Consider the following 21,500-nt stretch of genomic DNA (forward strand, 5'->3'; position numbering starts at 1 on the left):
TCCATTATCTACCTCGTCTCCATCATTGATGCCATCGCCATCGGTATCTGGGTTGTTAGGATCGGTTCCAGCTTGTTCTTCCTCTTCGTCAGTTAAGCCGTCGCCATCAGTATCAACCGGTTCTGCAAAAGTAATTGAATCACCTGATTCTAAACTTGATAATAGTGGTAAATCAATTACTGAATCGCTAATTCCTGCACCATAAATTGGAACATCTCCACTTAAGCCAGAAGGATTAGGAATAGTTGCTGAGAGATCCACTGATGTTTGTCCCATTACTTGTGCAGATGCAAGATCATTAGATAAATCTATCGCTCCACTTGATAGGTTATCTATTAAGTTTTGTAATGGGGTTAACATATCTTTGACTGGTTCTAAAGGTACGGATATAGATCCACCAAGAATTTCTACTTCTAATGCACTAATAGCACTGACTACATCATTAAGTAATTGAATAATGACATCTTGTACAGCTGTTTCTAAGTGATTTCCTAATCCATCTCCAAAGTTAACTACAATGGAACCATCTGGATTCACCTGAACAGGTACACTATCGTTGTATTGGAGCAAATCTGCTAATGCATTATCTACATTATTAAGTGCTTCCAAAGCTGTTTCTAACTCTTCTAATCCATTTACATTGATTAATGGAGCAGTTAATGGATTGTCAAGAATAGTATCAACCGCTGAAACTAGTTCTCCTACTGTAGTATTAAGTGTGCTTGTCAATTCTCCTATTGTACCTTCTACTACAGGTAGATCACTTAGAGTTATGGGTAAAATTTCTACGGATATGTTGGCGGGTGCATTAACTGTTAATAAATCAGCTAATTCTGGGGAGTAAAATACTGCAACACGATCGGGTGAAACTAATTCCACATCAGCTAAACCAGTTCCTGTTAAATTTAAATCTAACGTATAAGTATCAGTGTTTTCCGTAAGATTTGCTGTAATATTTACATCAGTAAGTAATTGTACTTCACCTAAACTGGCTGCTTGTACCTCAATAGAAGAATTGGTTATTTTTCCTAAAATTCCGCTAGAGGTAGCAGGCCCTGTCGAAAAAATAAGTACTGCTGCTGCTGAAGCAACCATCATTTTTTTAGTACTCATTCTTCGTTGTTTAGTACGTTTATCCAACTTCTTTCCATAGTTAATATTACGATTAGATTTAAAATTCACACAATGCCCTCCTTAGCAATATTTTGTATGGGTAGACATTTTGGATTCTAATCCTCCTTTTCGACATATTTTCATATTTTAGGATGTCTTTCCCATATTTCCATATTAAGACGACATTTTTTTTTGTTATTTCACTATTTTCACATTTTTATAAGAAAAACAACTTAAAATTTAATATTTTTGTAATTTTATCTCCCCATTTAATAAATGTATTTGGGTGGCTTTTAGTAATAGAAACTAAAAAATCCCCATTCATTTTAACTAAATAAACATATTTTCAAGTAATGAAATAGTAAATATGTATCATTTACTATTAAATATATTGTAATAATTTATCGAATTGTTAAACTTCATCTAAGTAACACTTTCATTCAAAAAAATCATAATTACTAGGTGAAGATTAAAAAACTTTACCTCTCAATTTTTTTTGATAAGGAGGAAAAAATGGAAACAATTCCTGATAAATTATTATTAGAAATTTATCACCAGGCTAGGCTATACAAATTAAGCAATGATTTCATTGAATTACTTGAAAAGGAAATAGTTGCAAGAAAATTAATGGACAGAGTAATTGATAAAAAATTATCGTAAAAGCTTTCATGATCAAGAACTGGAAGCTTTTACTTATCCTTCAGATCCAATAAACTTGATTTCACGGAATCCTTATTTAGTCCTACTTCTGCTTGGAAGCCAAAAGAGGTTTCCAAATCTTCAATAAATTGTTCTATTTTTATATTAAGAGATTCAACAGAATCAATTACTACACCAATTTTAGAAATATCATTATGGAAAAGTTGCTGCTCGTGTGCTAGCTGTATCATTTCCCTAGTTAATATTTTGACAAACGAAGGTTTTGGTATATGTACTTCTCTTGTAACTAACGTCATACCATCCTTGTCTAAAATAGATAATGCTGTGCAAGTCGGTGAATATTCAGCTAAAAAACTATACATATTATTCCTCCTAGCTCCTAAAAAGTATTTTTTTGTAAATCTTTTCATTAAACAAATTATAAACTTGAAAGTGCACTTTAAGGCAAATAATAGGAGGAATCTTTACTTCTTATATTTGTCCACCGCTATGCTTAATTGGTTTAAACAATGCGCTTAATTATTGTAGAATAGAACCAAGTCAACTATAACAATTACTAGGGAAAGAGAATGGTGCATATTCTCTATAAAATTGATGGTATTGGAAAGGGGAATAATAATGCTAACAGTCAAAGAGGCTGCAAAAAGAGTCTCTATACCAACTTCTACGATTCGCTACTATGACAAAGAAGGATTGTTGCCCTTTATAGAAAGGGATGAAAATGGTTATCGTGTTTTTAAGGAAGAGGATTTATTTTGGCTGGAGCTAGTTACTTGTATGAGGAAAACCAAAATGTCCATTGGGGTTTTAAGACATGTCGCACACCTATATATGGAAGGTGATAAAACATTAGATGAGAGAATAAAAATTTTCCAGGATCATCAAAAAAAGCTGCTTAAACAGAAACAGGATGTTGAAGATGCATTGGAAAAGTTGGAAATTAAAATGAATATATTACGATCTACATCATAAAAAAGCTTCCCATCTGGAAGCTTTTTTATGATTGTTATTTCCAATCCATTTCATTTTCTATTTTAAATGTTTCAAGCATTTTTTCTATTTTCTCTTTTTTTGCAATGAATTCTTTAAGCAATACATTATCTTCTCTCGTTTTTAGTTCTAATGATTGATATAACTCGATATCCTTCTTCGTTTCTTTTAATAGAAATTCTAGTCCTTTTTTTAGATATATGTGTTCTTCAATATCTGACATCTCTATTTTTGACTGATGGTAGATTTGGACTTTATCTCTTTTAACATAAATGAACAATTAAATCACTCCAACATTGATTGAAAATAAAAGGGTATGGTTAATAAAAATATCAAGTAATCGGAGCAATAGTATTAAACTAATTTTTAAAATACGAAATTAAACCTTGTGTAATGGCTTCAGCTATACTAGATTGATAATCTTTTGATTGAATTTTTAGTAAGTCACTTGGATTTGTAATAAAGCCCATCTCTATCAAAATAGCCGGATTTTGATTATTCCTTAGCACATAAAAACTATCTTGCCTTATTCCTCTATCAGAAAGGTTGAGGTGCTGTGCTATTGCATTTTGAACCTGATAGGCAAGGTTCTGATTGCTGTAATAATGTGTACTTATCCCATTAGCTGATATTATTGGACTAGCATTAAAGTGAAGACTAATAAATGCATGTGTTTGATAGGCATGACTTATCGCAACCCTTTTTGGCAGCTCAATCCTTGTATCATTACTTCTGGTTAGAAGAACAGTTGCTCCTTCTTGCTTCAAGCGATTTGTGATATCATCAACAACTTCCATCACCATGTCTTTTTCGTAGACATTTCCCACACCGATAGCACCTGAATCATTCCCTCCATGACCTGGGTCTAAGATAATATTGTAGCCACTTAAGCTTGCATTACCCGATATTGATTTTGAAGGCTCTTGAATGGATTTATTTGATCGAGCTTTAGGTATAGCTTCTGATGCTTGTTGATTAGTTAACCATGAAGCAATCCACCCAATATTACCATTAGGAAGAGACACTTTGATCCAATCATTATTTTTGTCTAATACGGAAAAGGTTTCACCAAGTGTTGTGAAGCCAATGATGCTATAGCTTGTGCCAGGTCCCGACCGAATTCTCACACCTGTCGCACTAATGGAGACAGATTCCGAACTTGGGGAGGTTACTGATTTTTGTTTACCTTGAAATAAAAATTGAGAAGCTACCCAAGCTTCCTTTCCGTTATAATACGTTTGATACCATCCGTTTGATTCATCAAAAACCTTCACCTGATCTCCTGGATTTAATTTTCCTAGAACTTCGCTTTCAATGGATGGCCCAGATCGAATGAGTAGGTTTGTTGTTCCGACATCATAAGTCTTTTCATTTGCACTTATCATGGTAGGAAATAGTATGAGTAATAGAAAAATAATGGTGGTGGTAATGAATATCGACCTTTTTCTCAAAAAAACCTTCCTTTCTAAGTGACGTTAGTCTTGTTTGTTATAAGGATATTTTATGTAAAAATGCAAGCAGATAATTTAATAATACTCATATAAATTTAAATTTAATATGATTTTTTGTCAACTTCTATCTGTTTTTATATAGGTTAATAGAACTAATTATTGAAGGGAAAAATTGGAGAAGTGAAATTTAATTCACTTCTCCAATGGGAGCATATTAGCATCGAGATGTACGTCAACTCCATATTCTGAAGGCAGATGTATCATGTGATATATATTTTTGACCTTCCCAACAAGGCCATTATGTCTATCACTGAATTTCAGAAAATTTTAAAGCTTTTTTAGCATTCATATTTCAATCTCTTTAATGATCTTCGCAGGATTACCGCCAACAACTACATTATCTGGAATATCCTTAGTTACGACTGATCCTGAGGCGATGACAACATTGTCCCCTATAGTCACGCCAGGATTAATGATTGCACCACCACCAATCCAAGCATTGTTACCAATCGTAATAGGTTTTCCAAATTCCTTCCCAGAATTTCTAACCACTGGCTGGAGTGGATGTGTGGCTGTATAAATTTTTACGTTAGGGCCAAGCATGCAATTGTCACCAAAGCGTACTTCACAAACATCTAATATGGTGCAATCAAAATTAGCGAAAAAATTTTCCCCTACATATGTATTATAGCCATAATCAAAGCGTATATTTGGTTCCATATTAACAGTTTTACCTGTTGAACCGAGTAGTCGCTTCAATAGGTTGACTCTCTTTTCCTCCTCGGTTTCTGTCGTTTGATTATATAACCTAACCATACGTCTCGCTTCTTTCTGATCTTGTGCAAGCTCCGGGTCAGCTGGATTATACATTTCACCAGCTAGCATCCTTTCTTTTTCTGTTTTCATAATTAAACTCCTCTATTTAGGTTTTTGTCACAAATATCCTACTATCAGTCATACAATATTCTAAATGATAAAAACAGGAGGGATAATATGTATCAAGATTTTTATAACCCTTATCCTATGTATTCAAATGCTCCGTATCCATATTATCAAGAAAATGTCTATCGTCAAAATTATATTCAAGGGAGAGCAACATGGACAAATGGGGGAAATGTAACGCAATGTGGGATTCCGTGGTCCTATGGGCAATATTTGACGGCAGCTGTCAGTGAAAATTCTCCATACCAGTGTGGACAAACATTGAAAATACGTAATCCTCAAAATGGAAGAGAGATTATTGTCACCATCGTAGATAAAGTTCCTGGATCTCCTCAAACAACGATCAATTTACATCGTAGAGCCTTTGAAACATTAGGAGAAAACCCTTCCGTAGGAGTTATTTCTATTGAGTTTCAGCCATCGCCGCCGTTAGAGCAACAAAAGTGGGGTAAATATTTGCTAGAGGTCGTTCAAGTAGCCTATCCGGGTTATAATGTGACAAATTACAATTCCATTTCTAAGACACAGCCAGCAACAAATCAAACGAGAGAGGTATATGAATACACACTACAATCTCCACAGGAGCAAATCAAGGTGAGAGGAACCGTCCTTTATAATCCTGCTACGGAACGAATTCTTTCCTTTGATATTCAGGAAGTCTCTTCATAATGGAGGGGAAGCCTATATCGTTGTATGATTAGGATTTTTTTCTATACAAAAATTTCGAAGATACAAGTAGTTTTTAAATGAATCACCAGAGTTTAGCTTTGGTGATTTACTCTTGAAGACAACAAGTATTTACCGAAGTCCAGAATTTGAATGAAATAAAAGATATCAGACAAACAGCTGAGACCCCGCGTTAGAGGTGGCTAATAAACGAAGATATCGGACAAAGCGTTGGAATCCCGTGATGAAATTGGCTAATAAACGAATATATTGGACAAGAATTTAGAATTTCACGGTGGAAGTGACTGATATACAAAGATATTGGACAGGGAGCTAGTTACCTGTCCAATATCTCTGTTGTAATTAAAACTGTCAATGCAACAAAAGCTTAAGTTAAATTCCTCGATCTGAGATTTCCTGATATGTTTCCTCTTGCTGTGCTAATTCCCTTCGAACTAAGTCTAGTGCATTATCGTCATCGGTTACACTCTCAGCTTGTGCTAGTGATTTTTTCGCTCGTTCTAGAGAATGCTTTATTTGTTGCATGATCTCCTCATTTGGGTGACTTTGTGCTTGGTGAATGGCATGCTGCAAATGCAAAATCGATTGCTGTGCTTGTGCCAGTTGGTTTTGATCCTGCATGCTTGAGATATTGTTACCCTTTTTCATATCAATTCCTCCTCAAATGATAGTGTAGTCTTCTCTAATATGATGGAAAAATAGACAAATTATTCATTAATGGTTAAAGAACTAATTGCGATATATCGTTCTGTAAATGTTAATTAATACCACTTTATGATATGATAGGAATAAATATTGTGTGTAGATAATAAGCTAGTATTAATAATCAACTGATTAAAAAGTAGATTTGCTCGATAATGTTTATATCTTCTCTATCTTCTTGGGTAGAAATTACCTAAAAATGTTAAATGTATATGCTATAAACTTTAATATATTTTAGAAGGAGGAGGAAGATGGTGGAAAATAAAGTTAAATTGATACCTTATACCATTCAGTCGATTGAGGATAGTACAAATGAAACACCAGAAGGGGTCCAACTTGTACAGGCACCTGCCATTTGGGAGAAAAGCAATGAGGGTGAAGGCATTGTGGTTGCTGTTATAGACACGGGGGTCGACACCGATCATCCGGATCTTAAGGATCGAATAATTGGTGGAAGGAATTTTACAACAGATCATAATGGAGATGTTAACAACTTTGAAGACAATAATGGTCATGGAACACATGTGTCGGGTATCGTTGCAGCAAGCCTTAATGGTGATGGGGTCGTTGGGGTAGCTCCAAAAGCAAAAATTTTAAGTATAAAGGCATTAACAGAAGATGGTGCTGGTGATTATGGATGGATCATAAATGCGATCAATTATGCAGTGGAATGGCGAGGTCCAAAAAATGAACAAGCTCGAGTGATTTGCATGTCACTAGGTGGTCCTAATGATGTACCTGAAATGCGTGAGGCGATTCAAAATGCTGTTAATCATAATGTATCCGTTGTAGTAGCTGCAGGAAATGAAGGGGATGGCCAAGAGGATACATTTGAATATGCCTATCCTGGAGCATATAATGAAGTTATTTCCGTCGGTGCGGTGAATACGAACTTACAGCTTGCTCCATTTTCGAATAGTCATAATGAAGTAGATCTTGTTGCTCCTGGTGTAAATGTTTTATCAACATACCTAGATAATAAATTTGCAAAACTGTCAGGAACCTCCATGGCTGCACCTTTTGTAGCAGGTGCTTTAGCCTTAATCATTAATTTAAGTGAAAAAGAATTTGATCGGTCCCTCATCGAATCAGAGATCTATGCTCAACTAATTAGACGAACTCTGCCACTTGGAAATGGGAAAAGTGCTGAAGGTAATGGCTTTCTTCTACTAAACTTGGTTGAACAATTAGATAGGATTAGTGCTCCGAGATTAAATGTGAATGATAAACAGTCATAATAGATAACTCAATCTCAAGGGAGGGGAAGAGGGAGTATACTCCTATCAAGAATAATGACTAAAAAATACCTCTTGCCCTTTTTTTCTTCTCTCCCAGCAAGTACCCCCACTCATATTTTTCTGCAAATCCAATATAACAATAGCGAATTATAATTAAAACAGAGTAAATACAATACCAGCCACACTTTTCCCCTCTATGTTGTACAAGTCTCATGAGATTGTTTAGTCCTTTAATTTTATTCTTATGTCCCAACTAATAGCATTTGAGCATAATTTTATTTAAATCTATAGTATAATAGATAAAAAAATGAAAGCGCTTGCTATAAAAGTGATGGATTTGGAATTAGCAGTAAGGTGTGATGCTCGATATAGGGGGAAAACGAATGAGAGATAAGCTCCTTAAGAAACCGGGAATTAAAAAGCTAAGAACTCGTTTTTGGGTTGCATTGATCCTACTATCCATCCCTTCTATGTTCTTGTTAGGTGCTGTTTCCTATCACATATCCAAACAAACAATCGTGGAAAATCATATTCAAAATTATCAAGATCTATTAAGGACTTCTAGCGAAATGTCAGAGCTCACATATGAAAGTGTTATTAATTTACATAGGTTAATTTTATCGAATGAAGAGATTAGAAACGAACTCTTGCTTGTGGCAAATGGTTCAACTGATTACTATGAAACTGCCATTATTCTAAATGATATTCTTTCACAATATACATTAAATACTAAATATATCGAATCTGTATGCCTTTTTGATGTCGAGGATAAGTCGTATTGCTATGGTATATCTAGAAAAGGATCTTATTTTTTCAATAATGTTCAAGAGATCAAAACAAAGGATTGGTACCATCGTGCTAAAGAGGCAAGGGGGAAAGAGATTTTTCTTAGCCATAATATACTAAATGGAAGTAATGATAGTTTTTCTTCTGTGAAATTATTACGAAATCCAAATGATTTATCTAGGGATGCACTGGGTGTGCTCGTTATCAATTTAAGTAAGAAAATGTTTGAGGCAATTTCCATGAATTATGGAGAAACTACCTTTATGATAGTAGATCGTAGCGAGCGTTCTTCTCCTGTATCAGTTTACATTAATAATCAAAACAAGGAGTTTTCTAATACAGTACTCAACGAGTTGGAGAATTCACAATTTGAAGCGCTAGAGAATAAGGGATTCTTAAGTAGTAGCTATACGAACCCGATCACTGGCTGGTCTTATATCCATTTAATTAATGAGGATTATTTATTGAAAGATTCTAATAAAATTGGGGTAATTACCTTTACCTTCGCTGGATTAATGGTTATCATTGCCGTTTTTATTTCTATCTATCTGTCCGACACTATCCTTCAGCCATTGATAAAGTTAAAAAAAATGGTTGCAAATATAACTCATTATCAACAAGATTTGGGGGGATTAGGTAATGATGAAGTTGGAAATATTGGTAAGCAAATTAAAATACTTGTAAAAAATAATATCGACTTAAATGAAAAGTTGTTACAATCCAGATTGAAAGAGAAAGAATCAGAATTAAGAGCATTGCAGGCACAAATAAAGCCACATTTTTTATACAATACCCTTTCCGCCATTTATTGGATGGCAATCAAAAACAATGTTCGTGAGATTGCAACAATGACAATTTCCTTATCTGAAAGCTTTAAATTAAGTTTAAACAGAGGAAAAGAATTACTTACTGTTCAAGAAGAGTTGGATCATATTCAACACTATAGTTCTATCCAGACCATACGTTATGGAAATCGATTCAAATATATTGAAAATGTTCAGACTAGAATGAAGAATAAGATGATATTAAAATTAATACTTCAACCTTTTGTAGAGAACGCATATTACCACGGTTTAGAAGCAAAAATGGGAGAAGGATACGTAAAACTAACAGGTTATATGGAAAACGACCAAATGATTTTTATAATCGAGGATAATGGTATAGGGATGAAAAATACAAATCTTTTGAATAAAGGATATGGTATTAAAAATGTAAAAGAGCGTTTGGAACTCTTATATGGAAAGAATTATTCGTTGGAAATTGAAAGTGAACACGATAAAGGCACGATCGTAACGATTAGAATTTCATTGGATCAGGAGGTAAAATAATGGTTAAAGTAGTTATCTTTGATGATGAGATTTTAGTGCTGGATGCCGTTCAAGATCTTATTGATTGGGCTAGATGGGAACTAACATTAGTTGGTACAGCTACCAATGGTATAGATGCATTGGAACTGATAGAAGACCATCAGCCTGATATTATTTTGACTGATATACGTATGCCTGGTCTAGATGGCTTAACTTTAATAGAGAAAATAAGTAAAATAGTTCCGTCCACATATTGCATTATTATGAGCGGCTTTAATGAGATAGAATATTATAAGAAGGCAATACAACTTGATGTGATTGACTATCTTGAAAAGCCAATAACCATAGAAAGAATCGAAAATTGCTTGGACAAGGCAATGAAAAAAATTCAAGCCAATAATGAATTAAAGGATTTAAAACAGAAGTGGCATGACTCCCAAAGTCTTATCACAGCAAAAAAAGTAATAGATATTTTAAATCAAGATATGTTAACAGAGGATCAGTGGTACGAGGTAGTTGGAATGAAGGCATCAGAAATCACTGGAGTTACTGTTGGGGTATGTCAGCCGAATGGCTCATTTGATATTGAGAAAGCTTTAATGTCATCTAGAAAAATTCTAGATATTAAGACATTACTTGTTACTGAAGGAAAAAAAACGATCATTATTTGGATTCAAAGTGGAGACAAGAATCAACTATCAGATTTCTTAGCAGGCTTAACGGAATTAAATGTTTTAATTGGTATTGGTGCCACTTATCGCCATCCTAAGGATATAAGAAGGTCTTACGTTGAAGCACAGGATGCTTTGAAAATGGGTGGGTTCGTTAAAGAAACTGGGATCATAGCCTTCAATGAACTGGATTTTAATCATCGACTATCTGATACATTAACAACTTTAGAACGAAGCATTATCTTTAGCATTAGGTCAGCTAATAGTGAAAGTATCTCAACACTTGTAGAAAAATTTCTAAATGATATAAAGCACAATAATTTATCACCAGATGTCATGAAACAAGAATGTTTAAGGCTGATTTATTTAGGTTTAGAAGTAGTGAAAGAAACAGGCGTTGAGTACACGTGGAAAAAAGACAATTATATACCACATGTTGAACTGGAAAAATTAAATTCATTAGATGCAATTGAAAAATGGCTAAAGTGTCATTTTATGGAAATGCTTGATTGGATGAAAGTATTACGGAGTAAACAAAAACATATATCTGTCCAGAAAGCATGTGCATATATTGACAAAAACTTTTCGAAGGATATATCTCTTGAAGAGGTAGCTTCCATTGTTCAAATGAACCCTTCCTATTTTAGCATTCTATTTAAAGAAGAAGTCGGGCTAACTTATATTAAATATATAACAAAAATCAGGATAGAAAAAGCAAAAGTAATGCTAAAAGAAGGAAAGAGTGTAGCAGAAGTTAGTGAAGAAGTTGGTTATTTTAATCATCGTTATTTTAGTGAATTGTTTAAAAAAATGACTGGATTAACTCCTGGGCAATTTAAAAAGCAACCAAGTAGCACCTTTATCATATAGGTGTTTTTTTTTATCCAAAAAAAACAGAATAAATACAAAAAAGTTAGCGCTTACAGATAGAGTTAACGGATGCTATGCTAAATAACGAAGCATGGTACCAGGCTTTCATTTTATTAATATAGGGAGGTGAATCACATTGAATTGGTGGTCAGAAAATCATCTTAGGCTTATACAAACCAATATTAGTGAAGAAAATGCTGATTTAGATGTAGATTTATTAATTACACAGCTCAAGGATTTTTCAGCAAATACACTTATGTTAAATACTGGGGGGATAGAGGCTTTTTATCCAACAAAACTAGAATACCATTATAAATCACCTTATCTAAAGAAAGATCTGGTTCAAGAAGTGGTTCAAAAATGTCATGAAAATAAGATTAAATTTATCGCAAGATTTGATTTCAGTAAGGCGCATGAAAGCATTTTTCTAGAACAGCCCGATTGGTTTTATAGATCCAAAGATAAAGAAATAGTTAATTACAACCAAATGGTTCATACATGTGTAAATGGCTTTTATCAGAGGGAATATTCTTTAAAAATAATGGAAGAGGTTATCGAGCAGTATGCCGTGGACGGAATATTTTTTAATATGTTTGGTTATCAAACTAGGGATTACAGCAATAATTATTACGGCATTTGCCATTGTGAAAGTTGCCGGAAAAGGTTTAAGGCCATGTTTGGCCATGACTTACCAGTTGACGAGAATCTAGAGGATAAGGTATTTCAAGATTATCTTACATTTAAAAGCGTAACGACAAAAGAAATGTTAGAACGAATTCATCATTTAGTAAAAACTAAAAATAACAACATAGCAATCTCAACATACCACGATCATAAGGTAGATATTGTGCGAAAGGAGTCAAATACAGCAATAGATAGACACTATCCCAAATGGTTATATTCTGCTTCAGAAAATGTACAATCAGTTGAGAATTCGTGGAAAAATAAGTTGATAAGTAACTGTGTCATTAATGCAGTCGATATTTTTTATCGTTTTGTTGGTGTTTCCAAACATGAGGTCAAGATAAGATTGTATGAGAGTTTAGCAAGTGGTTCAGGATTGGATTTTTGTATCATAGGTGTATTCGAAGATTATCCTGATCGAAATAATCTTGAGGCGGTAAAAGAAATATTTGCATTTCATCAAAAAAACCAAGAGTATTTTGGAAATTTTTCTTCTATGGCAGACGTACTACTAATTAAGCCTAATGAAAGCAGTTCGATGAAGGAATACTTGGGTATTTATAAAATGCTAAAGGAAGAGCATATTATATTCGACGTTATAAAGAAAGATAATTTATTAGCTCCTATACAACCACTCGACAAATATAAGCTTATTATTTTTCCTAATCTAAGTAGTTTAAGTGAAAATGAGTGGAAAGTAGTAAAAAATGTTCAAGGTAATGGAGTTTCACTTATTGCAACAGGGCAATCTTTTATAAAAGATGAAGCTAATCAAAATATGCTCCATTATATTTTTGGTGGTCGTTATCAAGGAGTAAAGTCAAAAACGCGTGCAGACTATTTGGAAGTGAGGAACAAAAAAATGTTTCCGAGCTTTCATGATCGAGATTGGATTTTCCTTGATGGGAAGTTTACCAAACTAGTATTTGATCAAAATGTCAGATTATTATTGCCCTATATAAAAACTTCTCGTTTTGGTCCCCCTGAAAGAGTTGGAGGTCATTACAAGGGTGAACATTATGGGATGGGCTGGAATCACAAAGATAGTAGCACAAATGTTTATCTTCCATGGGATATTGGTAACCTCTATTACCAGCATGGATTTGAGGACCATAAAAGAATTCTATCAGACATAATGGATCAGATAATTGGAAGGGATTACATTTTGGAAACAAATGCTCCTGAAAATGTAGAGATTTTTTTAAACAAATATGATAATCAGAACTATATTTTGCAAGTATTAAATCTCTCTGGATTTAATGGGACTACGTATCATGAGCCGATTGTAATGAATGAAATTAATCTAGCCATAAATCTTAAGGAAATGGAACATGTTTATAGCTTAGTGCACGAAAGTGACATTTCCTATGAAAGGCACAATAATCAGTTATCGATTAAGATCGATAAATTAACTAGTTATGAGGCACTTATACTAAAAGCATGAATCTGTAGGAGGGAAATAATTTGAATCGTTCAGTAAAAAGGTTGCTTTTATGTGGATTCATTGTTGTTATATCCATTTTTATTCTAGCTAGCTGCGGTAATGAAAAAGTGACGAGTAATAATAAAGATCAAGAGAATAGCAAGAATACGGAAGAAAACGATGATACCTTAAAGATTGAAATGATGGCAGGATTGTTTACAGAAGTTCCTGATATGGATAATGAATTTTTTTCGGAGCTACAAGAAAGGACAAATACAGAATTAGAAATGGTATGGGTACCGGATGCTGAATATGATACAAGGTTTGACTTAGTTCTGGCTTCAGGAGATATACCAGAGGTTATTTGGCAACTAGATTTTACAAAACCAACATTACTTCAATCTATTGATCAGGGGGCTTTTTGGGACTTAGCTCCTTTTCTAGATGACTTCTCTGAATTTCCTAATTTAAAAAATAATATCACGCCAGGTATATGGGATTATGTCACTAGGGATGGCCATATCTGGGGAATCCCTAGGTCAAGAGCTTTAATTGAGCCGGGTATCAAGATAAGAAAGGATTGGCTAGAAAAATATGATATTGCCATTCCAAAAACATTAGAGGAGTATAAGGAAGCACTTTCCTTAATTGTGGAGAATGATCCTAGTGGACAAGGAACTATTGGTGTAGCAGAAGGGGTTACAAGTCCATTAATGATCGCATTTGGTGCCGCAACTCCAACCTATAATGAAGAAGGTGGCATGATAAAAGATACTTTAACACCTCAGTATACCGATATGGTGGAATGGCTGAGGGGACTTTATAAAGATGGACTTGTTGCAGAGGAATTCTCGGGTCTGAATGGTTTCCAAAGACAAGATATGCTTCGATCAGGAAGACTTGCTAGTTATACCTACAGTATTTATAGGGACTTTCCTTGGACGGAAGATATCAAAAAAATACAACCAGAAGGAGAGCTGATGACACTTCCACCTTTAGAAGGGCCAGGTGGTTATACAGCGCAATTAGCTGTTGGTTCGAGTGGAGCATTTTATATTTCTAAAAAGGTTCCAGAGGAAAAGGTAATGGAAATACTTCATTATTTTGAAAAAACAGCAAGTGAAGAATTGACAGAGCTTGCATATTACGGAATAGAAGGGGTGCATCATGAAATAAAAGATGGCATGAAGGTATTAAATGATTTAGGAACGGAGCAAATAAATACAACTTCTATGCAGCCTTTTACTCCTGGATATAAAAAGTGGGCTGAGGTACATTATCCAGGTGCGTCTAAAGAGGAGAATCTCGCAAAACAAGAGGAAGTAGCAGGGTATGAAAAGTTGGGTAAACAGAATCCATTTGATTGGTTATATTCCTCTACTTGGGTAGATGTTTGGCCGAATTATCAAAGTGAATTTGATAGTAAAGTAACACAAGCAATTGTTGGAGATATTTCGATGGATGACTTTAGAGCATATGTGGAGGGATTACGAAATGATGCCCAAATAAAACAAGCATTTTTAGAGTTTGCTGAAGCTTATGAACCATATAAGGAGCGGGAATTGCAATTAGACTAATTTGCTATGGGCTAAGCATTTGATAATTATCCATGGATAAGGCTTGTTTGTAAAACAAGTCACTTCTAATAAACGTGCGTTTCTTGTCAATTTCTGATTAAGTAAGATCTTTTCAATTAAATGGATAGCCCGTCTTAAAGAAGGTTATCCATTTAATTTTTGTATAGAAAGGAGAAAGGTAGATGAACGAATTTGGAGTGGAAACAAAGCTTTCCTCTAAATCTAATGAGCTATTAAAAAAGCTGATAAGATATAGATATGTATACCTTTTGATCTTACCTGGTTTACTGTTTTTAATTGTCTTTAAATTTATTCCTATGTGGGGATTAATACTATCTTTTCAAGAGTATAATCCGTTTCAAGGGATTTTAGGTAGTGAATGGGTAGGATTTAAGAATTTTACTGATTTGTTTTCAAGTGAACAGTTTTATATGATGTTCCGAAATACTTTATTAATTAATCTTTTTAGCCTTGTATTTTACTTCCCTCTCCCTATTATTCTTGCATTAATGCTTAATGAAGTGAGGCATGAAGTATTTAAACGAGTAAATCAATCGATCGTTTATTTACCTCATTTTCTATCTTGGGTTGTTGTAGTAAGTATAACTTACTTCATGCTGTCAGCAGATGTAGGGGTACTAAATAAATTGTTAAATCAATGGGATATGGAACAAGCTGCTCTGATGTCAAATCCTAAATTCTTTTGGATTTTATTAACTCTTCAAAGCATCTGGAAGGATGCTGGGTGGGGGACCATTATCTTCTTAGCCGCAATTGCAGGAGTAGACCCACAAAGATACGAAGCAGCAGTAATGGATGGAGCAAATAGATGGAGACAGATCTGGCATATAACACTACCAGCCATAAGGCCAACGATCATTATCTTATTAATTTTGCGTCTTGGTAGCATGATGGATGTAGGTTTTGAACAGGTATTGCTAATGTACAGTCCAGTAGTTCGCGAAGTAGCAGAGGTATTTGATACTTATGCCTATACGCAAGGTATATTACGGGGCCAAATAAGTGTTGGTGTAACAGTTGGAATGTTTAAAGGGATTGTCGGATTACTTTTAGTTGTTTCCTCAAACTGGATTGTCAAGAGATTTGGTTATGAAGGGCTATATTAAATCCTGTGAAGGAGGTTGTAAGGTTGAGCTTTGTCTATAAAAATAAATTAACAGTTAGTGATTGGGTTAATTACATTTTGCTTGTGATTATAGCTGTTATCTGTTTATTTCCATTTATATATGTTTTAAGTGTTTCTTTTACAGATCCTGATTCTTATATACCATTAAAGTTTTATCTTTTTCCTGAAAATTGGTCTTTAGCGGCTTATGAATATATATTATCTACGGCTAGCTTCATTAATTCATTGCTAAGTACAACTTTTATTACGGTTGTTGGAACAATACTAAATTTAGTATTTACTTTAACGATGGCTTACGCCTTAACAAAAAGAAAAGTACCAGGGATCAAATTTATAATGGGATGTGTAATTTTTACACTTGTTTTTAGTGCGGGGATCGTACCAAATTACTTACTCGTAAAGGAACTAGGTTTATTGAATTCCTTATGGGCATTGATTTTACCTAATTTAACAAATGCGTGGAGTTTAATTGTGGTAAAAAGTTTTATAGATAATCTACCTGCAGAGCTCCAAGAAGCAGCAATTATGGATGGTTGTAACGAATTAGGTGTTTTTTTTAGAATAATCTTGCCATTGAGCATGCCTGTTATAGCAGCGTTCACCCTGTTTTTCGCTGTAGCCCATTGGAATCAATATTTCCAAGCTTTAGTTTATCTAACGGATTCCGATAAATGGACATTGCAGGTTTTAGTCAAATCTCTTGTTATTGACTCTGAGACAATTGGTGCTGCCTCAAGGGGTGCTGTAGCCGGTGACTCTACACAGCCACCGTCTGAAACTATTCGAATGGCTTCCATTATTTTGTCGATGTTACCTATTTTAGTTGTTTATCCATTTTTACAAAAGCATTTTGCTAAAGGTGTGATGTTAGGTTCTGTGAAAGGTTAATAATCATTTAGGGGTGATAGAATGAAACGAATTGGATTCATTGGTCTTGGGATTATGGGAAAACCAATGGCTATAAACCTAATAAAAAGTGGATATGACTTGGTCGTATATAATAGAAGTCAAGCTTCTGTTCAAGAGCTGAGCAAGCAGGGAGTAGAAGTAGCATTTTCTCCGATGGATGTGGCAAAAAAGGTTGATGTACTTATTACCATGCTCCCAAATGGACCAGAGGTTAAGGAAGTGCTTCTTGGAGACAATGGAGCTATTTATGGATTATCAAAAGGGAAAATGGTAATTGATATGAGCTCCATTTCTCCTGTAACTACAAAGAAGATTGCTTCAATACTTGCTAAAAAGGGTATTCGTATGATGGATGCCCCAGTGAGTGGTGGAGAAACAAGAGCGATAGATGGCACATTATCCATAATGGTAGGTGCTTATAAAGAGGATTTTTCAAATTATTATGATCTTTTGTCAGCGATGGGAAGCAATGTAACATTAGTTGGAGAAATTGGTAGTGGTAATGTGGCAAAACTTGTTAACCAGTCAATTGTTGCCGTAAATATAGCTGTGGTTTCAGAAGCTTTCTTATTGGGAGCGAAATGTGAGGTGAATCCAGAAAGCATTTATGAAGCAATTCATTCTGGCTTAGCAGGAAGTAATGCATTACAAAGTAAGTTTCCACTTATGATGGAGGGTAATTTTGAGCCAGGATTTACTCTTGAACTACACAGAAAAGATTTAAAAAACATCTTAGAAACTGCCCAATCTTTAGATGTGAAAATGCCATTAACTAAAATGGTAACAGAATTTATCGAGAAGCTAATAAGTGATGGAGAAGCAGATAAGGATCACAGTGCAATACTGAAATATTATGAAAAAATATCCTCATTTAATTTAGTCTAAAATGGGGCTTGGGGCAAAAGAGTAGTAAAAAAGGAAAATCCGAACATTTATATTTGTGCACTAAAACTGCTTTGTCAAAATACTTCGCTTTTATCCATGGGCATAAGTCAACACCTGTTCAAGTAAACTTTCGCAGTGTTTCCTATACCGTGGGTACTGCGATCAGCTAACTTTGTATAGAAAACCGCTTTGCAAAGTGGATCTTCAGCTCGTGCTGTTCCCGCAGGAGTTTGCGTATTTTGACTACGCTCAGTCAGAAGATTGTTCGGATTCTCCTTCTTCCTATTTAGTTATGTACGAGGCACTTACTTTTTATCTGTTACAACAAAGACTCAGCTCCATCAATAAACATTTCTGTCCCCGTTATATGACTAGAATCATCTGAAGCAAGGAATGTGACAAGATCAGCTACTTGTTCTGGTTTTCCGGGTTTATGCTCTAACGGTTTATCCCCTTCAGGATATTCAACAGGAATATTAATCTTTTTTAGCTCTGGGGTTTTTTCCGTGTTTTTACCTATATTGGTTTCGATAGCACCAGGGCAAATAATATTCACTCTTATTTGATACTGTGCTAGCTCCAATGCTGCCATTTTACCAAATGCCATTTGACCTGCTTTTGAAGTGCTGTAAGCGGACATGCCAAAATTGGAAAAAACACGATTACCATTAACAGAGCTTGTAATAATAACACTACCACCGTTTTCTTTCATTAAAGGGATAGCGTATTTGATCGTGTGGAAGGTTCCTTTTAGATTCGTATGGATCGTCTTGTCCCAATCCTCAGGAGATAAATCTTCGATAGGTGCGAGAACTCCATTTATTCCTCCATTTGCGAATACAATATCAAGCTTTCCCCATTTATTTTCAACCTCTTTCATTCCTTGTTGTACTCGTTGGGAATCAGATAGATCGACATCGATAACCATTGCTTGTCCACCTAATGCTTCTATTTCTTCTTTCACCTTTTCGGCATTTTCCTCTTTTATATCCATTAAACAAACCTTTGCGCCCTCTGTTGCAAGGGCCAAAGCGGAAGCACGTCCAATTCCGGAGCTTCCTCCAGTGACGATGGCGACTTTATTAGTAAATCGATTGCTCATCCGTTATCCTCCTATCATTATTTTATGTCAGAAAAACTTAGCCATCACTTGTCCCTTAGCGAATGCCTAGTTTTGCTTATACTTCTTTTATAATCATCCAAAAAACCTATTCATTATATTAATGATTCCCGATTTTGCATGAGGGAAAACATATAAAGTAATTTTTTCCATTCTAATCTTGACGTATAGCTTCCATTTTTTGTACGAAGATTGGGAGAGATAGTCGTTTTTGCTAATTTCAAGACTAAGATCCATAGATTTCAAATGTTGATATGGTAGGTATTTCTAGTTAATTTACTTTTGTTTCATTTTATTTACGTTTGTTTAGGTTGACTTTTTTGGCGGTAGGTTTTATTCTTACTTATAGAATCATAGATTATATTGAAACTAATGAAAGCGATAACAACAATTTAGAGAGGTGAGAAAATGATTCGTAAAGGGTTTTTGATGAAAGTATATCCAGATAAGCACGAGGAATATGAGAAAAAACACCAAGAGATATGGCCAGAAATGGTGGAGGAATTACACAATCATGGGGCGAAGAACTATTCTATTTTCTTGGATAAAGCTACGAGCACCTTATTTGGCTATGTGGAAATCGAAGATGAGGAGAAGTGGAGTAAAATGGCCACAACCGAGATCAATCAAAAATGGTGGGCTTTTATGGAACCATTAATGGAAACGAATTCAGATAAAAGTCCTGTTACGATCGATCTTAAAGAAGTATTTCATATGGATTAACATTACATCAAGAGAGTAGGGGGAACAACCATGAGAAATGGTAAAAAAAGAGTAACAACAGGCTGGAAAGCAACCATTGCTATAGCGATGGCCAATTATATTGAAGCTGGTGCCATCATTGCTGCTGCAAGTAGTTTAACATTATGGCAAGCTTATTTAAATATTGATAGTGTCGGTGTCGGACTATTGAGTGCGCTAAGTGCCAATGCATTAGGTGCAGCAATTGGGGCATTGCTAGGTGGATATATTACCGACAAATTTGGTAGAAAGATTGTCTTTAATTATGATTTGCTTGTTTATATGTTTGGTATTTTATTGATTATGCTGTCTTTCAATTTCCCGATGCTCCTCATTGGTACGATCATCACTGGAATAGCAGTCGGGGTAGCGGTTCCTGTTTCATGGACATACATTGCAGAGGAAGCACCATCCAAACAACGAGCCGCACGTGTCGGAGCTGCGCAATTAGCTTGGTCCATTGGCCCGACCATTACGTTTTTCTTAGCTGTTTTACTTGAGCCACTTGAATTGCTTGGTTCAAGACTAATCTTCTTCCATTTATTCGTCGTTGCGTTTATTACGTGGTATTTAAGGCGAGATTTACCTGAATCACAAATTTGGTCTGAGGATAATAAAAAGAAGAAATTAGAACTGAAAGAAGCCAAGTTGAAGAAAAGCTCTGTCAAAGATCTCTTTGCTTTGAAAGTGAATCGTCAAGCTCTTTTTTTATTGATCGGTATTTACCTATTTTGGAATTTAACGGCAGGAGCGATGGGTTATTTTATGCCGTACATTTACGAAAATGTAGGTGGCTTGAGTAATGGTCAAGCTAATTTATTGCAAGCATTTCTATGGCTCCTTACTGTACTCACCACCTATTTTGGCTTTATGAAGCTAGGGGATAAGGTAAGTCAACGCTTCCTATTTGGGTTAGGTGCAGTTATGGGAGTGGTGGCTTGGCTAATCTTAACCTTTATGCCAATGAATTGGGTAACCTTAATATTATTTGTAGTGCTATGGGGATCTGCAGCAGGGATTGGAGCTCAAGCCTTCTATGCATTATGGACTAGCGAATTATTTATCACTAGATATCGTGCAACGGCTCAAGGGCTCATGTATTTTATTGTGCGAAGTGGTATTGCTGTTTGGTCTTTCATCCTACCTATCTTAATGGAAAAGCTAAGCTTTACTGTAGCAGGAATGGTGATGATCATCTTCTTAGCAATCCATTTAGTTATTGGTATAGGAATGACACCGAACACCCGTGGGAAAACATTAGAACAAATCGAGGAAGAGCGATATGGTGCATAAATATTCATTCTATTATAAACTGTCTCTGTAGGAAAACTTACAGGGGCAGTACGATCGATAAAAAACATACGAATTCACAATCCCATTTAAGGAATGCCACAATCATCATAATGACCGCACAATCCTACCATTCGATTTCACAATATAAATAGATTACACCACATTCCATGCTTTAAGCTCACACATTATCATCAAAACACCTATCCAAAAAAACAGCGAGAGAGCAATGATATGCTCCCCCTAAAGTAGACACTGAAAAAAACAAATCTACTTTAGGGGGAGTTTTATGCGTTCTTATAGTAAG

The 21,500-nt window shown here is 35.0% G+C and carries 20 protein-coding genes; 13 read left to right on the forward strand and 7 right to left on the reverse strand.

Annotated features, from left to right (window positions below; all coding sequences use genetic code 11):
• Positions 1-1,182 (reverse strand): adhesive domain-containing protein (locus DLJ74_RS20805; protein ID WP_245902365.1); only part of this gene is annotated, 1,182 nt, incomplete at its 3' end.
• 444 nt (positions 1,183-1,626) lie between these two features.
• Here DLJ74_RS20805 and sda point away from each other — a divergent pair.
• Positions 1,627-1,773, forward strand: a complete 147-nt coding sequence (gene sda / locus DLJ74_RS16080) for a sporulation histidine kinase inhibitor Sda (protein ID WP_109985213.1) — start codon at positions 1,627-1,629, stop codon at positions 1,771-1,773.
• Between the two features lie 29 nt (positions 1,774-1,802).
• Here sda and DLJ74_RS16085 read toward each other — a convergent pair whose 3' ends face one another.
• The gene (locus DLJ74_RS16085; RefSeq protein WP_054861092.1) at positions 1,803-2,135 is read right to left on the reverse strand and encodes a hypothetical protein; all 333 of its coding nucleotides are present in this window, start codon (positions 2,133-2,135) and stop codon (positions 1,803-1,805) included.
• 256 nt (positions 2,136-2,391) lie between these two features.
• On the opposite strand from DLJ74_RS16085, the gene DLJ74_RS16090 reads away from it, so the two are divergent.
• The gene (locus tag DLJ74_RS16090) at positions 2,392-2,745 is read left to right on the forward strand and encodes a MerR family transcriptional regulator (protein ID WP_245902366.1); all 354 of its coding nucleotides are present in this window, start codon (positions 2,392-2,394) and stop codon (positions 2,743-2,745) included.
• A gap of 34 nt (positions 2,746-2,779) precedes the next feature.
• Here the strand turns inward: DLJ74_RS16090 and DLJ74_RS16095 are convergent, their stop codons facing one another.
• The 3 genes from DLJ74_RS16095 to DLJ74_RS16105 form a co-directional block, all read right to left on the reverse strand.
• Positions 2,780-3,043 carry a hypothetical protein gene (locus tag DLJ74_RS16095; protein WP_054861090.1) on the reverse strand — a complete coding sequence of 88 codons (264 nt, stop codon included), beginning with the start codon at positions 3,041-3,043 and terminating at the stop codon, positions 2,780-2,782.
• Between the two features lie 79 nt (positions 3,044-3,122).
• On the reverse strand, positions 3,123-4,214 hold the full coding sequence (locus tag DLJ74_RS16100) for an N-acetylmuramoyl-L-alanine amidase family protein (protein WP_109985215.1): 1,092 nt from the start codon (positions 4,212-4,214) through the stop codon (positions 3,123-3,125).
• Between the two features lie 345 nt (positions 4,215-4,559).
• Positions 4,560-5,120: a sugar O-acetyltransferase gene (locus tag DLJ74_RS16105; RefSeq protein WP_109985216.1), complete on the reverse strand. Its 561-nt coding sequence runs from the start codon at positions 5,118-5,120 to the stop codon at positions 4,560-4,562.
• 87 nt (positions 5,121-5,207) lie between these two features.
• Here DLJ74_RS16105 and DLJ74_RS16110 point away from each other — a divergent pair, with 87 nt between their 5' ends.
• Positions 5,208-5,825, forward strand: coding sequence for a DUF3889 domain-containing protein (locus tag DLJ74_RS16110; RefSeq protein WP_245902367.1), 618 nt, complete (start codon positions 5,208-5,210; stop codon positions 5,823-5,825).
• A gap of 390 nt (positions 5,826-6,215) precedes the next feature.
• Here the strand turns inward: DLJ74_RS16110 and DLJ74_RS16115 are convergent, their stop codons facing one another.
• Positions 6,216-6,491 (reverse strand): hypothetical protein, encoded by a 276-nt coding sequence (locus tag DLJ74_RS16115; RefSeq protein WP_054861087.1) that lies wholly within the window; start codon positions 6,489-6,491, stop codon positions 6,216-6,218.
• 305 nt (positions 6,492-6,796) lie between these two features.
• Between DLJ74_RS16115 and DLJ74_RS16120 the strand changes: the two genes are divergently transcribed.
• The 8 genes from DLJ74_RS16120 to garR all read left to right on the forward strand — a co-directional run bounded on the left by DLJ74_RS16120 (position 6,797) and on the right by garR (position 18,042).
• Positions 6,797-7,783 (forward strand): S8 family peptidase, encoded by a 987-nt coding sequence (locus DLJ74_RS16120; RefSeq protein WP_109985217.1) that lies wholly within the window; start codon positions 6,797-6,799, stop codon positions 7,781-7,783.
• 383 nt (positions 7,784-8,166) lie between these two features.
• Positions 8,167-9,897, forward strand: a complete 1,731-nt coding sequence (locus DLJ74_RS16125; protein WP_181397617.1) for a sensor histidine kinase — start codon at positions 8,167-8,169, stop codon at positions 9,895-9,897.
• Positions 9,897-11,417 (forward strand): response regulator, encoded by a 1,521-nt coding sequence (locus DLJ74_RS16130; RefSeq protein WP_109985219.1) that lies wholly within the window; start codon positions 9,897-9,899, stop codon positions 11,415-11,417. Before DLJ74_RS16125 ends, DLJ74_RS16130 begins: the two co-directional genes overlap by 1 nt.
• A gap of 136 nt (positions 11,418-11,553) precedes the next feature.
• Positions 11,554-13,545 carry an alpha-amylase family protein gene (locus DLJ74_RS16135; protein WP_109985220.1) on the forward strand — a complete coding sequence of 664 codons (1,992 nt, stop codon included), beginning with the start codon at positions 11,554-11,556 and terminating at the stop codon, positions 13,543-13,545.
• Positions 13,546-13,565: 20 nt separating this feature from the next.
• Entirely contained in the window at positions 13,566-15,101 is a 1,536-nt protein-coding gene (locus tag DLJ74_RS16140; protein WP_109985221.1) for a type 2 periplasmic-binding domain-containing protein, read from the forward strand.
• 182 nt (positions 15,102-15,283) lie between these two features.
• Positions 15,284-16,228, forward strand: coding sequence for an ABC transporter permease (locus DLJ74_RS16145; RefSeq protein WP_109985222.1), 945 nt, complete (start codon positions 15,284-15,286; stop codon positions 16,226-16,228).
• A gap of 23 nt (positions 16,229-16,251) precedes the next feature.
• A complete protein-coding gene (locus DLJ74_RS16150; RefSeq protein ID WP_109985223.1) occupies positions 16,252-17,136 on the forward strand; it encodes a carbohydrate ABC transporter permease in 885 nt (294 codons plus the stop codon).
• A 21-nt stretch (positions 17,137-17,157) separates the two neighbouring features.
• Positions 17,158-18,042: a 2-hydroxy-3-oxopropionate reductase gene (gene garR, locus DLJ74_RS16155; protein WP_054861077.1), complete on the forward strand. Its 885-nt coding sequence runs from the start codon at positions 17,158-17,160 to the stop codon at positions 18,040-18,042.
• A 319-nt stretch (positions 18,043-18,361) separates the two neighbouring features.
• On the opposite strand, the gene DLJ74_RS16160 is transcribed toward garR, so the two are convergent.
• A complete protein-coding gene (locus DLJ74_RS16160; protein ID WP_109985224.1) occupies positions 18,362-19,144 on the reverse strand; it encodes an SDR family oxidoreductase in 783 nt (260 codons plus the stop codon).
• Positions 19,145-19,570: 426 nt separating this feature from the next.
• On the opposite strand from DLJ74_RS16160, the gene rhaM reads away from it, so the two are divergent.
• Positions 19,571-19,885 carry an L-rhamnose mutarotase gene (gene rhaM / locus DLJ74_RS16165; RefSeq protein WP_054861076.1) on the forward strand — a complete coding sequence of 105 codons (315 nt, stop codon included), beginning with the start codon at positions 19,571-19,573 and terminating at the stop codon, positions 19,883-19,885.
• A gap of 30 nt (positions 19,886-19,915) precedes the next feature.
• On the forward strand, positions 19,916-21,196 hold the full coding sequence (locus DLJ74_RS16170; protein WP_109985225.1) for an MFS transporter: 1,281 nt from the start codon (positions 19,916-19,918) through the stop codon (positions 21,194-21,196).
• Positions 21,197-21,500: the final 304 nt, after the last annotated feature.

It is taken from the genome of Gracilibacillus dipsosauri, from assembly GCF_003176895.1.
Taxonomy (GTDB): domain Bacteria; phylum Bacillota; class Bacilli; order Bacillales; family Amphibacillaceae; genus Gracilibacillus; species Gracilibacillus dipsosauri.